Genomic DNA, 14,678 nt, shown 5'->3' with positions numbered 1-14,678 from the left:
GGAGGGCGTCGACGGCGCCCTCCCTGTTGCCTTTAATCGCGAGGACCCAATGACCATCGCTTCCGATGCCATGCCATCATCTGCAGCAGCCCGGGCCAGGGAAGCTACGGTGCGGCGCTTCGCGCTCACCGATGCCATATTCCGCGGACTCACCCGCGCTTCCGCAATTCTTGTGCTGGTCATCCTCGGCGGTGTCGCGATCTCGCTGTTTGCCGGCTCGTGGCAGGCGCTGTCGTCCTTCGGTTTCTCCTTCCTGACGACTGAAAGTTGGAATCCGGTCACGGAAAAATTTGGCGCACTGGCGCCGATCTACGGCACCCTGGTCACGGCGGCCATCGCCATCCTGATCGCGGTTCCGATCGGCATCGGCATTGCAGTCTTTCTCACCGAGCTCTGCCCGCGCCCGCTCAGGCGCCCGATCGGCATAGCGGTCGAGCTGTTGGCCGGCATTCCTTCGATCATCTACGGCATCTGGGGCCTGTTCGTGTTCGCGCCGTTCCTGCAGACGGCGATACAGCCCTTCATCATCAACGTCTTCCACGGCGTGCCGGGACTATCCAGCCTTTTCGCCGGCCCTCCTTACGGCATCGGCCTTCTGACCTCGGCGCTGATCCTTGCCATCATGGTGCTGCCCTTCATCACCTCGATCACCAAAGACGTCTTCGATACGGTGCCGGCGGTGCTGAAGGAATCGGCCTATGGCATCGGTTGCACGACCTGGGAAGTGACCCGGCGCGTGGTCATTCCCTATACCCGCATCGGCATCATGGGCGGCGTCATGCTTGGCCTGGGCCGGGCGCTCGGCGAGACCATGGCGGTGACCTTCGTCATCGGCAACGCCCACCGCATCAGTGCCTCCCTGTTCGCGCCGGGCACGACGATCTCGGCGACCATCGCCAATGAATTCACCGAGGCCGACGGCGACCTCTACACCTCCTCGCTGGTGGCGCTCGGCCTGATCCTCTTCGCCATCACCTTCCTGATCCTTGCCGCCGCCCGCTATATGCTGATGCGGATCGACGCCCGTACGGGAGCCTGACCGATGTCGACATCCTCATCGCTCCACAGCCGCCGCAAAGCCAGGAATTCGGTGATGATGGCGCTTTGCGTCGTCGCCGCCGGCATCGGGCTTGCCTGGCTGGCGCTCATTCTCGGCGCACTGGTCTATAAGGGCACAGCCGGGCTTTCGCTCGCGGTCTTCACCGAGATGACGCCACCACCGGGCGAGGCCGGCGGCCTGCTCAATGCCATCGCGGGCAGCCTGCTGATGACGATCATCGCCGTTGTCGTCGGCACGCCGATCGGCGTGCTGGCGGGAACCTACATGGCCGAGTATGGACGCTTTTCGCGCATCACCACCGTCGTCCGCTTCATCAACGACATCCTGTTGTCGGCGCCGTCGATCATCATCGGCTTGTTTGTCTATGAGCTGATGGTGCGGCCAATGGGACATTTCTCGGCCATTGCCGGCGCCGTTGCGCTTGCCATCCTGGTCATTCCGGTGGTCGTGCGCACCACTGAAGACATGCTCAACCTGGTGCCGAACGCGTTGCGTGAAGCCGGTGCCGCGATCGGCGCGCCACGCTGGGTGGTGATCCGTTCGGTCGCCTACCGCGCCGCATTGTCCGGCATCGTCACCGGCATATTGCTGGCGATAGCACGCATTTCCGGCGAGACGGCGCCGCTGCTCTTCACCGCGCTCAACAACCAGTTCTGGAGCAGCAATATCAACGCGCCGATGGCCAGCCTGCCGGTGACCATCTTCCAGTTCGCTCTCAGCCCTTACGAGGAATGGCAGCAACTGGCGTGGACCGGCGCACTCATAATCACCCTGACGGTTCTGGGCTTGAGCATCCTCGCCCGCAGCCTTACCGGACGCAGAGAGGACAGATGACACAGATGTTGTCCCCAGACATGACGATGGCCGAAACGGTCGCCGAGAAGACGAAGATCGAGGTCAAGAATCTCAACTTCTACTACGGCCAGAGCAAGGCGCTGAAGGACATCAGCCTGTCGCTGCCTGAGCGCAGTGTCACGGCCTTCATCGGCCCTTCGGGCTGCGGGAAATCGACGCTGCTGCGTGTGTTCAACCGCATCTATGAGCTCTACCCAAAACAGATGGCCGAGGGCCAGGTGCTGCTCGACGGCAAGAACATTCTCGACCGGTCGCAGGATCTCAACCTCCTCAGGACCAAGATCGGCATGGTGTTCCAGAAGCCGACGCCGTTCCCGATGTCGATCTACGAGAACATCGCCTTCGGCGTCAGGCTCTACGAGAACCTCGGCAAGTCCGAGATGGACGGCCGCGTCGAACAGGCGTTGAAGCGCGCCGCGCTGTGGAGCGAGGTCAAGGACAAGCTCAACGCCAGCGGCTTGAGCCTATCTGGCGGCCAGCAGCAGCGGCTCTGTATCGCCCGCACCGTGGCCGTGAAGCCGGAAGTCATTCTGCTCGACGAACCGGCTTCGGCCCTCGACCCGCTGTCGACTGCCAAGATCGAGGAACTGATCGACGAATTGCAAGCCGACTACACGATCGTCATCGTCACCCACAACATGCAGCAGGCGGCGCGCGTGTCGCGCCAGACCGCCTTCATGTATCTGGGTGAACTGGTCGAGTTCGACCGGACCGAGAAGATCTTCACGTCGCCCCGCGAGAAGCGCACGCAGGACTACATCACTGGCCGCTTCGGCTGAGCCGTTCCGATCATGCATATGAGGACAGGACCATGGGCGAACACACAGTCGCTTCTTTCGACGAGGATCTCGAGCAGATCAGCAAGCTGATCCGCGACATGGCCGACCTCGCCGGTTCGATGGTCGGCGGGGCGACCAAGGCCCTGTTGAATTCCGACAACGTGCTGGCGCAACGCGTCGTTTCCGACGACGCCATCATGGATGCGCGTCAACGCGAACTGGACGACCGCGCCATAACCCTGATCGCCAAACGCCAGCCGATGGCCCACGATCTTCGCCATGTGGTCGGAGCGATCCGCATGGCGGGCGACCTCGAACGCATCGGCGATCTTGCCAAGAATATCGCCAAGCGCGTGAGTGCGGTCGGCCTCAGCGCCACGCCGCGGGACCTGTCGCATTCCATCGACGCGATGGCGCAGCTGGTTCTCATCCAGGTGCAGGGTGTCATCGAGGAATATGCTGCAGGCGATGCGGCCGCGTTGGCCAAGCTGCGTGCCGCCGACGAGCGCATCGACGTCAAATACACGTCCGTGTTCCGCGAGCTCTTGACCTACATGATGGAAGATCCGCGCAACATCACCGCTTGCACGCACCTGCTGTTCTGCGCCAAGAATCTGGAGCGGATCGGCGACCATGTCACCAACATCGCCGAAAATGCGTATTATGTGCTGACCGGCGAGCAATTGCCGGTCAATCGTCCGAAGCAGGACGAAACGACAATGTCCGCACCGGTGACATGATGGGGGTGCCCAGCCGATGATCGCACCACGCATAATGGTGGTGGAGGACGAGGAGCCGTTGGGTGTGCTGCTCCGCTACAATCTCGAATCCGAAGGCTACCAGGTCGAGGTGGTGACACGCGGCGACGAAGCCGAGATCCGTTTGCAGGAGAATGTGCCCGACCTTTTGGTGCTCGACTGGATGATACCAGCGGTTTCCGGCATCGAGCTCTGTCGTCGGTTGCGGGTGCGCCCCGAAACCGAGCGGCTGCCGATCATCATGCTGACCGCGCGCGGCGAGGAGAGCGACCGGGTGCGCGGTCTTTCGACCGGCGCCGACGACTATCTGGTCAAACCGTTTTCGACACCGGAATTCATGGCCAGGGTCAAGGCGCTGCTGCGGCGCGCCAAGCCGGAAGTGCTGTCCAGCGTGCTGAAGGTCGGCGACATCGTGCTCGATCGCGAATCGCACAGGGTCTATCGCAAGAAGAGCGAAATCAGGCTCGGGCCGACCGAATTCCGGCTGCTCGAGTTCATGATGCGGCATCCGGGCCGTGTCTTCTCGCGCAGCCAGTTACTCGATAATGTCTGGGGCGAGACAATCTACATCGACGAACGCACCGTCGACGTGCATGTCGGGCGGCTGCGCAAAGCCGTCAACAACGGCCGGATGCCGGATGTCATCCGCACCATCCGCGGTGCCGGCTATGCGATCAGGGAAGATTGACCCGCCTGGTCAGGCTACGTTCTTTCTGACGCTGGGCCTCATTTGCGCGCCCGGCGCGAAAATCTCCTGGTCGACGAAGCTTAACGCCCGCATCGCGCAGCCTTCGCGGATCAGCGGCAATTCGTTCGGCTCTGTATCGAAGGAGATCGAGCCTGAATGCTGGCCGCCGGCGGTCTGGGCGATTGCCTTCCGCAAGGCCGGCTCGATCAGATCGAAGGCGGCGGCACTGGCGCCGACCATCGCGACCGGTGCCGGATCGATCAGCGCGAACAGCGAGCCGAGACCGAAACCCAGCGCTTCGCCGGCCTTGCGGTAGGCCTCGCGTTCCGGCCCATCTTTCTCGCGCGCCTGGGCCGCCAGTGCTCGCATGTCGGCGTCGCTGACGTCGGCGACCGGTTCGCTGTCTTCGCTCATCTGCCTGGCGTTGCGCCAGATGGCGTAGTTGCCGGCATAGGCCTCGATGCAGCCGCGCCGCCCGCAACGGCAGAGCGCGCCGCCCGGACGATGGATCATGTGGCCAAATTCGCCGCCCGAGGAATGCGTCCCGGTGAACAGTTCGCCCTTCAGCACCAGCCCCATGCCGATGCCATGCGAAAGCAGGATGGCGATGAAGTCGTCGCGATAGCGATCCGGATTGCGCCAGCGCAAAGCCACCGCCATCATGTTGCAGTCGTTCTCCACCGTTGCCGGGATGCCGAATTCGTCCTCCAGCATGTCGGCAAAGGCGATGTCGGTCTGCGGCGTGATCGGCGACCACAGCATGGCGCGTGCAGGGGAGTCGGTAATGCCCTGAATCGCCAGGGCGATGCGGGCGACACTGCGGACGTCAAGGTCTGGATCCTGCAGCCGGCGCCGGACGATGGCCATGCATTCACGGATCAGCTCGTCGCGCGGCATGGTCAGCGTGTCCAGCCGGCGCTGTTCCTCGGCGACCACCTGTCCCGTATAGTCGATAATGGCGGCCGACAGGAAATTCAGCGACAACACCACGGTCAGCACCGCCGCCGCTTCCGGGTTGAGGGCGAGGCCGACCTGCGGACGACCGCGTTTCAACGAAACGGGCTCGCTTGCCTTGCTCTCGGCGAGGATGCCTTCCCGTATCAGGTCGGAAGAGATCGCCGATATGGTCGAATGACTGAGGCCGGTGGTAGCTGCGATCTCAGTACGCGATGGCTGGCCGGCCCGGCGCACCGCCGAGATCACCATCGCCCGGTTGCGCCGGCGCAAATCGTCATGGCGGATTCCGACCGACATTGTTTTGCTTTCCTCCCGGTTGCCGCGGCCGCTCATGAACCGGAAGCCGTCGGTAATGTCCGACAAATAGTGTCGGATGCAGGCAAATAGTGTCAGATGCAGGTGGCGCTGTCATCGTTTATTCCGACGCTCGAAAAAACTCGCAGAGTCATCAAAATCCATCAGAATCGATGTTGACAGCAGCCGGAGATCGGGCCAGTATTTTTTCGAGGCTCGAAAAAATTAGAGCTTCTAAGCTGGTCTTTGAGCCAATTGGTCACGCCGTACGCGGCGCAGGGAGGATATGATGAAGAAATTCACGACCGCCATTCTGGCGGGTGTCGCCATGACGCTGGCGCTGGCGTCGGTGGCGCAGGCTAAAGACAAGGTCATCGGCGTTTCCTGGTCGAACTTCCAGGAAGAGCGCTGGAAGACCGACGAGGCCGCAATGAAGGCGGCCATCGAGGCCGCAGGCGACAAGTATATTTCCGCCGACGCACAGTCCAACCCCGGCAAGCAGCTCACCGACGTCGAGAGCCTGATCTCGCAGGGCGCCAACGCACTGATCATCCTGGCGCAGGACGCCTCGGCCATCGGGCCGGCCGTGCAAAAGGCACTGGACGAAGGCATCCCGGTCGTCGGCTATGACCGGCTGATCGAGAACAAGGACGTGTTCTATCTGACCTTCGACAACAAGGAAGTCGGCCGCATGCAGGCCCGCGAAGTCTTCAAGGTGAAGCCGGAAGGCAACTACGTCTTCATCAAGGGTTCGGGTTCCGATCCGAATGCCGATTTCCTGTTTGCCGGTTCGATGGAGGTGCTGAAGGAGGCCATCGACGGCGGCAAGATCAAGAATGTCGGCGAGGCCTATACGGACGGCTGGCTGCCGGCCAACGCTCAGAAGAACATGGAACAGTTCCTGACCGCCAACGACAACAAGGTCGATGCCGTAGTCGCCGCTAATGACGGCACTGCCGGCGGCGTCGTCGCCGCGCTGACGGCGCAAGGGCTGGCCGGATCGGTTCCGGTTTCGGGCCAGGACGGCGACCACGCCGCGCTGAACCGCATCGCGCTCGGCACACAGACCGTGTCGGTGTGGAAGGATGCGCGCGAGCTCGGCAAGAATGCCGCCGAGATCGCCTCGCAACTGGCCGACGGCAAGCAGATGACCGACATTGCCGGCGTGAAGGATTTCACCACGCCCGGCGGCAATACCGTCAAGTCGCTGTTCCTGACCCCGGTCGCCATCACCAAGGACAACCTCAACGTCGTCATCGACGCCGGCTGGATCAAGAAAGAAGAGGTCTGCGCCGGCGTGACGGCTAGCGCTGTTGCAGTCTGCAACTGAGCCGACGTTTCCGAGAAGTCCGAACGCCGCGGCCGCTCGCCGCGGCGTTTTTTCAACAAGAGTTGTTTTTCCGCTTCCGGCGGATAACTTCTAGGCTGCTTCCGGCATCCGCGGCAGACGGCAACCCGGCGGGAGAAACATCATGACCGACACGACGCCCAACACGCCGGTAGACAGCACGGCAGACCGGGCACGGGAATCCGAGCTCGGCATCGTTGCCCGATTTCTCAAGGCAACCGAACTCGACACGCGCATGCTCGGCATGATCGGCGCGCTGCTGGTCATCTGGGTCGGCCTGCATGTCATTTCCAGCGTACGGCTCGGCGTCAATCCGTTCGACTTCGACAGCCGGACCTTCCTGACGCCACGCAATCTCTGGAACCTGTCGGTGCAGACTTCCGCCGTGGCCATAATGGCCGCCGGAATGGTGCTGGTTATCGTCATGCGCAATATCGACCTGTCGGTCGGTTCCGCCGAAGGCCTGATCGGCGTGGTCATGGGTTTTGCGCAGGTGCATTTCCTGGTGCGAATGGTCGGTCTGCAATTAGGCAACCCCTGGATCTGGATCCTGGCACTGGCCATCGGCCTGGCGCTTGGCCTTCTGATCGGAGCGTTCCAGGGATACATCATCGCTTATCTCGAGGTGCCGGCCTTCATCGTGACGCTGGGCGGCCTTCTGGTCTGGCGGGGTGCCGCATGGTGGGTCGCCAGTGGGCAGACGATTGCGCCGCTGGATGCCACTTTCCAGCTGATGGGCGGCGGACCGACGGGTTCGATCGGTGCGCGATGGAGCTGGATCGTCGGAATTGTCGCGTGCCTGGCGGTTGTGTTCATGCTGCTCAACGGGCGGGTGCAGCGCAAGCGGTTCCGCTTCCCGTTACGCCCGATCTGGGCCGAGACGTTCCTCGGAGCCGTCACTTGCCTTGTCATCATGGGCGCCATATGGCTTGCCAATTCCTATCCTTGGCCGGTCGGCATCGTGAACAGATATGCGGCGGCCAACAATATAACCGTTCCCGAAGGCGGGCTGTTCATCGCCCATGGCATCGCCATACCCGTGCTGATGGCTGTAGCCGTAGGGCTGATCATGACCTTCATCGCCAAGCGTACCCGTTTCGGCCGCTATGTCTTCGCCATCGGCGGCAATCCGGAAGCAGCCAACCTTGCCGGTATCAACACGCGCTGGGTGACCATGAAGGTGTTCATGATCATGGGCGTGCTGGCGACGATCGCCGCAGCGATCTCGTCAGCCAGGCAGAACTCGTCGACCAATGCGCTGGGCACGCTGGACGAGCTCCTGGTCATCGCGGCGGCGGTGATCGGCGGCACGTCGCTCGCCGGCGGCTCCGGCACAGTGCTCGGCGCAATGCTCGGCGCGCTTTTGATGCAGTCGCTGCAGTCCGGCATGGTGCTGCTCGGCATCGATTCGCCGCTGCAGAGCATCGTTGTCGGAGCCGTGCTGGTGGTCGCGGTGTGGCTCGATACCGTCTATCGCAAACGGGTCTGAGCATGATCCCGCAAGGTGGAAACCGGTTTTCGTACAACTTGATGCTCAAGCAGGATCTATAGGGAGGAAGGACGAGCATGGCAGACAAAACCGCTCCCACGCCGCTGATCGACATGCGCAACATCTCCATCGCTTTCGGCGGCATTCGCGCCGTCGACGATGCCTCTGTCGACCTTTTCCCGGGCGAGGTGATGGCTTTGCTCGGTCACAACGGTGCCGGCAAATCGACGTTGATAAAAATCCTGTCCGGCGCCTACAAGCGCGATGCGGGCCAGATTTTCGTCAACGGCGAGGAGGCTTCGATCTCCAATCCCCGCGACGCCAAGAAGTACGGCATCGAGACGATCTACCAGACGCTGGCGCTGGCCGACAATGTCGATGCGGCCGCCAACCTGTTTCTCGGCCGCGAGCTGATGACCGGCTGGGGTACGCTCGACGACGTCGCCATGGAGGCCGAGGCGCGCAAGGTGATGGGCAGGCTCAATCCGCGTTTCCAACGCTTCAAGGAGCCGGTGGTAAAGCTTTCGGGCGGCCAGCGGCAGTCGGTGGCGATCGCCCGCGCCATCCTGTTCAATGCTCGCATCCTGATCATGGACGAGCCGACGGCGGCACTCGGGCCGCAAGAGACGGCGCAGGTCGGCGAACTGGTCAGGCAGCTCAAGGCCGACGGCATCGGCATCTTCCTGATCAGCCATGATATTCACGACGTGTTCGAGCTTGCCGACCGTGTCTGCGTCATGAAGAACGGTCGGGTTGTCGGAACGGCGCGCACGACCGACGTCACCCAGGACGAGGTGCTCGGCATGATCATCCTCGGCAAGTGCCCACCCGGCGCCATTCCGGGGCCGGGCGCGCTGAAGATCGCCGCATGAACGAGAATTAGCCGGCTAATCACAAGTCGCCAAAATGTGCCAGCCGTCACCATGCTTTGGCCTCGCCATTGTGTTGGCGTCGGGACTTGCCCATAAAGATGCCGAACCGTCCACGGGACGTATCAGCAATTGAAGAAGCTTTTTCCGACCGTCGCTTTTATCGCCGTCGCGCTGATCAGCCTGACGATGGCGGGTTTTGCCTATTTTGCCACCCAGGAGGCGGCCCGCATTAAATTCGAGGCGACGGCAGACGACGCGCTTAACCGGATCGAAAGCCGCATCGACCTGGACCTGTCGCTGCTGCGTTCGACCCGGGCGCTGTTCGACGCACGCAAGGGCGATATCTCGCAGGGCGAGTTCAAGGCTGTCTTAAACGCGCTCGACATCGACAATAATTTCGCCGGCCTGCGCGGCATCGGTTTCCTCCGCCTGGCGAAAACTGGCAACGAGGCGGCGGTCGAGCGCGACATCCTGCACGATCACGGCGCAAGCCATCCGATCTATCCCGACACGAACTTACCGTGGCGTACGCCCATCGTGCTGTTCGAACCGCTGGATCCGTCCAACAAATCCAGCATCGGCTACGACATGTTCACCGGGCCGGCGCGGCGCGAGGCGATCGAAAAGGCGATGGCCGACGACCAGCAGCACGCCAGCGGACTCGTGCAGCTCGGCAAGGATACGGGTGCCGCGCAGACCTTTACCGGGTTCCTCGTCTTCGTCCGGCTCAATGTCGAAACCGCGCCGGACGCCGTGAACGCGACGAGATCCTCGACTGCCGGCTTCCTTTATGCGGCCTTCCGCGCCCGTGATCTGTTCCAGGCTGCGCTCAGCCGGGCACCATTGCTGCCGGTCAACACCGAGATCTATGACGGCACGGTGGACAGCGACAACCTGCTGTTCCAATCGGAAACGCCGCCTGTTTCGAGCCTCGGCGACAGGCTGCTGGTCACCCGCAAGATCACCGTCGCCGGCCGGCCGTGGGTCGTCCTGTTCAGGCCGACAAGTGCTTTCTCGCAACCTTCCTCGCGCGCCATCCCGGTGATGCTCGGATTGTTCGGACTGCTGCTTGCGGGCGCCATCGCGCTGGTGGCCCGCTATCAGGAGCGGGCCTATGAGGCGGTCTCGCTGCTTCACGAAACGACCGAAAAGAGCCTGCTGGAAAAAGACCTGATGCTGCAGGAGATGAAGCATCGCATCAAGAACTCGATCACGCGGGTGCTGGCAATCGCGCGCCAGACAGCATCGCACACCACCGACGTCCAGGAATTCTCGGCTTCTTTCTCGGCCCGGCTGCAGGCGATGGCGGCTTCCCAGGACATGCTGACGCGCTCACGCTGGCAGAAAGCCGATCTCGGCGACCTGCTGCGCATCGAGCTAGGCCAGGTGTTCGGCAGTGAGCTTCCTGAAGGGCTGCTGTCGGGACCGCAGATTCTTCTCGATGAAAAGACGACGCAGGCACTCGGCCTCGTCTTTCACGAACTGGCGACGAATGCGCTGAAGCATGGCGAAGCCGGCAATTCAGTCGGTGCGCTGAAGGTCGACTGGTCGCTCGAAGCCCGTAGCGGCACCCGGACATTGGCTCTCAACTGGCGCGAGGCCGGTCAGAAGAAGCTCGAGACACCGGCAAAGAGCGGTTTTGGCACCAGACTGATCGATCTCAACGTCACGCGCGAATTGCGTGGCACAATCAGGCGCGATTTTCGCGAAGATGGCTTGAACGTGGAAATCAGGGTTCCGCTGCCGGCCTGAAACGCCGTCTCGTGGGCCGCGTCGCAACAGCGCTTTAAAGGGCAAACGCGGAGACAGGTGGCCTGCCTCCGCGTTTGCTGTTCGCCTGGAGCTCGAAACTAGTTGCAGCGAGCTGTGTAAATCCGGCCGTGACGATCTCTGTATTGGCAGTAGCCATTTTGCAGACGGCGAACGAGCAGACCGCCAATCGCACCAGCGCCGGCGCCGATCAAAGCGCCCTTGCCGCCGCCGACAGCGCCACCAATGAGCGCGCCGCCCACAGTGCCGATACCCACGTTCTCTTCCGTGGTGGTGCAGCCGCTGACCGCAACCACGGCAACCATGGCAATAATCATCTTCCGCATGGAGTCATCCTCACTTTTGTCCTCACTTTAATAAGCTCCAGCCGCCATTTAGCATGAAAGTACGGCCTTTGCCCGCACGATTTCATTGTTGATTAAGATAGTCTTTTTCGGGGCGTGCGCCGTTCGATGCTACCACGAACCCGGAAATCTCCAAGGACGCATCGAGCGTGCCGTTGGGACGCACGTTCCAGACGATCCTGTCATAGTCGGTCTCGCCGGATCGACGGCAAGGCATCTGGCGACGGCATGTTGGGCCTGGCCCTGCAGGTCGGTGACCGCGAACGGGCACGGCCGAGCACTCGGGCAGTGGTTTCAAAGCGATCAAGCAGAGGCGAGTTCGATTCAGATCAGTTGGGACGCGGCGGTCAGGACGATCGCGGCCATAAGCGCGACGGCGGCGAAGCGGAGGGGCGAAGCACGAGGCGCGGGCGCTGCGGACGCGTCGGGATCCTGAAAACCGCCCATCGAGACGCGAGCGGCCTGTTCCAGTCTGTTCAAGTCGGCAGCCGTCAAGGCCCATTCCCTTCATTTTGTGCCAAACTCAATCCGGTGGATCGGCACGTTCGGACAGGATCGGACTTTATGGTGAACAGTCGGTTAAAGATGGCGATGCGCAGCAAGCCTTCGCGCGCAGACCGCCGCTCGTTAATCCGTCTCGAAATTGCCGTGAGGAACGACAAGGCGGTATTCGAGGCGGTTCCCGGTGATCTCAAGTGTCGCCGTTCCATTCAATGAAGTGGGCACGACGCGTTCGAGCGCGACGCTGCCAAAACGCTTCTCACTGCGCTGATTGTCGTTGGCTCCGATCACTTCGGCCCATGTCAGCGACAGCGCAGGCTCGCCAGCGGAAGCTGCCGTCAGATCGGCCGTCACCTCGACGAAACCGTCGCTGCGCGACAGCGCGCCATAGCTGACCGAATTGACGGCGAGCTCATGCATGGCCAAGCCGATGTGCAAGGCGGCATTGGGGTTGAGATATGGATTTGCGCCGCGGAAGCGTAGGCTGTGCAAGGGATCCGCGCCGTACCTGCCGACCTGACCGGAAACCAGCTCGCGCAGCGCCGCTCCCCGCCAGTTGGATGACGTAACCAAATCCTGCGAGGAGGCCAGCGACTGCAATCGGCCCCGGAAGCGCGTCAGGAAATCGTCAATGCTGCCGGAATAACGGCCCGTCTGGGTGGCGATGCTCTGGATGATGGCCAAAAGGTTCTTGGAGCGATGACTGACTTCGCGCAGCAGCGCCTTCAACGTCTGCTCCCGGCGTTTCTGCTCGGTTGTTTCGACCATGGTGGTCACGACGCCCTGCACCGCGCCGGTCTCGCTGCGGTCGGCGTCTATCCACACCTGAAACCAGCGGGCGCCGTCATCGGCCGGCACGCTGAGTTCAAGATGTTGAGGATTGCCGGATGCGATGACGTCGTGCTTGGCGGCGCCGATACGCTCCGCCTGCGCCGGCGGCAAGATGCCGTTGTTGTCGGAGGCATCGGAAGTCCAGGGCGCGCGCATGTTGCGCGCCCACACCGTCTTCATCTCGCGATCCTGGTACAGGACGGAAATCCCGGCATTGTGCAGTGCATGGAGAAGGGCCCGGCCAAGCTGCATCCCGCTTTCGGCAGGATGCAAAGCGATGATCTCATCACTCTGGCCGCGGTCTTTCATTTTTCCGACTCTGGAACGCATCGGTCAATTTGCTCAACCCATGTCGGGCTGAACGGTTCGCGGAAAAATGGGTTCCAAAAGGAGGAGCTTCGTATCAAGCCTTAAAAAGCGGTCCGCCGAGCGGCATCCCGTTGGAGGACACTGCCCGGCGGTGGCTGGAAACCGTTTGAGGGGTGCGGCTTCCAGTGTTCGCTTGAATGGCCGCTTGGCATTCACGCTCGTCTGATCAGGCCGGCAATAAGCGATATGATCAGGAAGGCGAGAAAGATGAAGAACAATATCTGCGCTATGCCGGCCGAGGTGCCAGCGATACCGCCGAAACCAAGCGCACCGGCGATGATCGCCACGACGAGAAATACGAGCGCCCAGTAAAGCATGATCGATCTCCTTCCAATGCTGCGGTGAAAACGTGATTCGCCTCCGTTTGTTCCACCATTTTCCGAAAAAGACGATGCTGAAAATCTTCAGGGCCCGAATTGCCGCGGTGTGTGGAAAGGTCCAGTTGGTTGCCCCAGTTGGTTGCCAGTGAGTTGAGCCGGCGTCACGCCCCATCTGATCCAAGGGAGTGGCTATCCCGGCGGCCGCAGTTCGGCCGCCGGCTGTTTCATGCCGCGGCTTTCGCGTGCCGGTCAAAGAACAGGGCCTGGCTGATAAGAGCCTTGACCATGTCCGGATTGAACGGCTTGGTAACCAGGAAAGCCGGTTCCGGCCGCTCGCCGGTGAGCAGGCGCTCGGGAAAGGCGGTGATGAAGATCACCGGTACCGAGGTCGACGACAGGATCTCATTCACGGCCGCTATGCCCGAACTTCCGTCGGCAAGCTGGATATCGGCAAGCACCATCTTTGGCCGCGCCTTGCCGAACATCGCCACCGCCTCGGCGTGGGTGCGCGCCGTTCCGACGACGCGGTGGCCGAGGCTTTCGACCATTTCCTCGATATCCATGGCGATCAGCGGCTCATCCTCGATGATCAGCACGTCGGTTGCCACCTGACGGGAGATCTCGTTGCTCGCCTGCGCGAGGAGTTCGGAGAATTCCTGTTCGTCGACGTCGAGAATCTCCGCCGCCTCGTCTTCGCTGAAGCCTTCGACCGCCACCAGCAGAAAGGCTTGGCGGGGGCGAGGCGCAATTGCATTCAGATTGGCCGCGGCACGCTGTTCCCATGCCGACTGGGCATGCTCCTGCGGAACGCGAATGGCCACTGAGGTGAAGAGCTTGGCAAAGACCTTGTAGAGCGCGATGCGGTCGTTCGATGCGTCCGGAAAGATGTCGACATCGGCAATGATGGCCTCGAGCATTGCGGCGACCAGCGCGTCGCCGCTCTCTTGCGATCCGGATACGGCGCGCGAGAAGCGGCGCAGGAACGGCAGGTGCGGAGCGATGGTTGCTGATAGGCTCATAGTGGACGTCTCCCTCATATGACGTGATTGCATGTTACAGCTAAAAACGGTTTGCAAGCCTAGCAATTGAAACGCTGGCTCCTTGAAAAAGGTTCCAATCGTGCGGAACTAATATGTGAGGCTGGCGTTTAAAGGCGGGTTGGGCAACCAGACGAGGCTGCCGCTTGCATTACGTTATGTGTTGAAGGGCGGCTTAAGGCTGGGACAAAAGGGCGAAATGAAGAACATGACGAAAGCTACCATGGGTGGCGTTGGCAACGGGCGCCGGGCTGCTTCCCGCGACCCGCTTGGGCCGAACTCGGAAATCGGCCGCAAACTCAAACAATACTATGACGAGCTGGTCTCCGACAATGTGCCGGATCGCTTCGCCCAACTGCTCAGCCAGTTGGAAAAGGCCGAACCTGTACAAAAGAAGGACTGAGGC

At 61.8% G+C, this 14,678-nt stretch carries 16 protein-coding genes; 10 read left to right on the top strand and 6 right to left on the bottom strand.

Features of this window, described 5'->3' with window-relative positions; genetic code table 11:
- Positions 1–49 precede the first annotated feature (49 nt).
- The 5 genes from pstC to phoB are packed head-to-tail and all read left to right on the top strand — an operon-like array spanning position 50 to position 4,140.
- Positions 50–1,039: a phosphate ABC transporter permease subunit PstC gene (pstC, locus tag NKI54_RS12705; protein WP_352691628.1), complete on the top strand. Its 990-nt coding sequence runs from the start codon at positions 50–52 to the stop codon at positions 1,037–1,039.
- A gap of 3 nt (positions 1,040–1,042) precedes the next feature.
- The gene (gene pstA, locus NKI54_RS12700) at positions 1,043–1,894 is read left to right on the top strand and encodes a phosphate ABC transporter permease PstA (protein WP_023678532.1); all 852 of its coding nucleotides are present in this window, start codon (positions 1,043–1,045) and stop codon (positions 1,892–1,894) included.
- Positions 1,891–2,694, top strand: coding sequence for a phosphate ABC transporter ATP-binding protein PstB (gene pstB / locus NKI54_RS12695; RefSeq protein ID WP_352691625.1), 804 nt, complete (start codon positions 1,891–1,893; stop codon positions 2,692–2,694). The genes pstA and pstB overlap by 4 nt, the downstream gene beginning before the upstream one ends.
- A gap of 32 nt (positions 2,695–2,726) precedes the next feature.
- On the top strand, positions 2,727–3,434 hold the full coding sequence (gene phoU, locus NKI54_RS12690) for a phosphate signaling complex protein PhoU (RefSeq protein ID WP_023678534.1): 708 nt from the start codon (positions 2,727–2,729) through the stop codon (positions 3,432–3,434).
- Between the two features lie 16 nt (positions 3,435–3,450).
- Positions 3,451–4,140 (top strand): phosphate regulon transcriptional regulator PhoB, encoded by a 690-nt coding sequence (phoB, locus tag NKI54_RS12685; RefSeq protein ID WP_031212149.1) that lies wholly within the window; start codon positions 3,451–3,453, stop codon positions 4,138–4,140.
- A 9-nt stretch (positions 4,141–4,149) separates the two neighbouring features.
- Here phoB and NKI54_RS12680 read toward each other — a convergent pair whose 3' ends face one another.
- On the bottom strand, positions 4,150–5,394 hold the full coding sequence (locus tag NKI54_RS12680; protein WP_352634124.1) for an ROK family protein: 1,245 nt from the start codon (positions 5,392–5,394) through the stop codon (positions 4,150–4,152).
- Positions 5,395–5,680: 286 nt separating this feature from the next.
- Here NKI54_RS12680 and xylF point away from each other — a divergent pair, with 286 nt between their 5' ends.
- From xylF to NKI54_RS12660, 4 genes are all read left to right on the top strand, one after another.
- Positions 5,681–6,721 (top strand): D-xylose ABC transporter substrate-binding protein, encoded by a 1,041-nt coding sequence (gene xylF / locus NKI54_RS12675; protein WP_352634122.1) that lies wholly within the window; start codon positions 5,681–5,683, stop codon positions 6,719–6,721.
- 142 nt (positions 6,722–6,863) lie between these two features.
- Entirely contained in the window at positions 6,864–8,228 is a 1,365-nt protein-coding gene (locus tag NKI54_RS12670) for a sugar ABC transporter permease (protein ID WP_352634120.1), read from the top strand.
- Between the two features lie 77 nt (positions 8,229–8,305).
- A complete protein-coding gene (locus tag NKI54_RS12665) occupies positions 8,306–9,100 on the top strand; it encodes an ATP-binding cassette domain-containing protein (protein WP_292655543.1) in 795 nt (264 codons plus the stop codon).
- 129 nt (positions 9,101–9,229) lie between these two features.
- Positions 9,230–10,852: a CHASE domain-containing protein gene (locus tag NKI54_RS12660; RefSeq protein WP_352691620.1), complete on the top strand. Its 1,623-nt coding sequence runs from the start codon at positions 9,230–9,232 to the stop codon at positions 10,850–10,852.
- Positions 10,853–10,950: 98 nt separating this feature from the next.
- Here NKI54_RS12660 and NKI54_RS12655 read toward each other — a convergent pair whose 3' ends face one another.
- The 5 genes from NKI54_RS12655 to NKI54_RS12635 form a co-directional block, all read right to left on the bottom strand.
- Positions 10,951–11,196, bottom strand: a complete 246-nt coding sequence (locus NKI54_RS12655) for a YMGG-like glycine zipper-containing protein (protein ID WP_006328050.1) — start codon at positions 11,194–11,196, stop codon at positions 10,951–10,953.
- A 342-nt stretch (positions 11,197–11,538) separates the two neighbouring features.
- Positions 11,539–11,709, bottom strand: coding sequence for a hypothetical protein (locus tag NKI54_RS12650; RefSeq protein ID WP_023678539.1), 171 nt, complete (start codon positions 11,707–11,709; stop codon positions 11,539–11,541).
- A 132-nt stretch (positions 11,710–11,841) separates the two neighbouring features.
- Entirely contained in the window at positions 11,842–12,876 is a 1,035-nt protein-coding gene (locus tag NKI54_RS12645) for a sensor histidine kinase (RefSeq protein ID WP_023678540.1), read from the bottom strand.
- A 191-nt stretch (positions 12,877–13,067) separates the two neighbouring features.
- Entirely contained in the window at positions 13,068–13,232 is a 165-nt protein-coding gene (locus tag NKI54_RS12640) for a DUF1328 domain-containing protein (protein WP_023678541.1), read from the bottom strand.
- A 227-nt stretch (positions 13,233–13,459) separates the two neighbouring features.
- A complete protein-coding gene (locus NKI54_RS12635; protein ID WP_023678542.1) occupies positions 13,460–14,254 on the bottom strand; it encodes a response regulator in 795 nt (264 codons plus the stop codon).
- A gap of 217 nt (positions 14,255–14,471) precedes the next feature.
- Between NKI54_RS12635 and NKI54_RS12630 the strand changes: the two genes are divergently transcribed.
- Positions 14,472–14,675: a NepR family anti-sigma factor gene (locus NKI54_RS12630; RefSeq protein WP_023678543.1), complete on the top strand. Its 204-nt coding sequence runs from the start codon at positions 14,472–14,474 to the stop codon at positions 14,673–14,675.
- Positions 14,676–14,678 lie beyond the last annotated feature (3 nt).

This window comes from Mesorhizobium sp. M0663, from assembly GCF_040320585.1.
GTDB lineage: Bacteria > Pseudomonadota > Alphaproteobacteria > Rhizobiales > Rhizobiaceae > Mesorhizobium.
This window is presented reverse-complemented; position numbering and strand designations above follow the sequence as displayed.

Coding starts and splice junctions, on each gene's coding strand:
- NKI54_RS12655 (WP_006328050.1), bottom strand. CDS start 11,196: ATGCGGAAGATGATTATTGCCATGGTTGCCGTGGTTGCGGTCAGCGGC.
- NKI54_RS12680 (WP_352634124.1), bottom strand. CDS start 5,394: ATGTCGGTCGGAATCCGCCATGACGATTTGCGCCGGCGCAACCGGGCG.
- NKI54_RS12670 (WP_352634120.1), top strand. CDS start 6,864: ATGACCGACACGACGCCCAACACGCCGGTAGACAGCACGGCAGACCGG.
- phoU (WP_023678534.1), top strand. CDS start 2,727: ATGGGCGAACACACAGTCGCTTCTTTCGACGAGGATCTCGAGCAGATC.
- NKI54_RS12635 (WP_023678542.1), bottom strand. CDS start 14,254: ATGAGCCTATCAGCAACCATCGCTCCGCACCTGCCGTTCCTGCGCCGC.
- NKI54_RS12645 (WP_023678540.1), bottom strand. CDS start 12,876: ATGCGTTCCAGAGTCGGAAAAATGAAAGACCGCGGCCAGAGTGATGAG.
- pstA (WP_023678532.1), top strand. CDS start 1,043: ATGTCGACATCCTCATCGCTCCACAGCCGCCGCAAAGCCAGGAATTCG.
- NKI54_RS12665 (WP_292655543.1), top strand. CDS start 8,306: ATGGCAGACAAAACCGCTCCCACGCCGCTGATCGACATGCGCAACATC.
- NKI54_RS12640 (WP_023678541.1), bottom strand. CDS start 13,232: ATGCTTTACTGGGCGCTCGTATTTCTCGTCGTGGCGATCATCGCCGGT.
- phoB (WP_031212149.1), top strand. CDS start 3,451: ATGATCGCACCACGCATAATGGTGGTGGAGGACGAGGAGCCGTTGGGT.
- pstC (WP_352691628.1), top strand. CDS start 50: ATGACCATCGCTTCCGATGCCATGCCATCATCTGCAGCAGCCCGGGCC.
- pstB (WP_352691625.1), top strand. CDS start 1,891: ATGACACAGATGTTGTCCCCAGACATGACGATGGCCGAAACGGTCGCC.
- xylF (WP_352634122.1), top strand. CDS start 5,681: ATGAAGAAATTCACGACCGCCATTCTGGCGGGTGTCGCCATGACGCTG.
- NKI54_RS12630 (WP_023678543.1), top strand. CDS start 14,472: ATGAAGAACATGACGAAAGCTACCATGGGTGGCGTTGGCAACGGGCGC.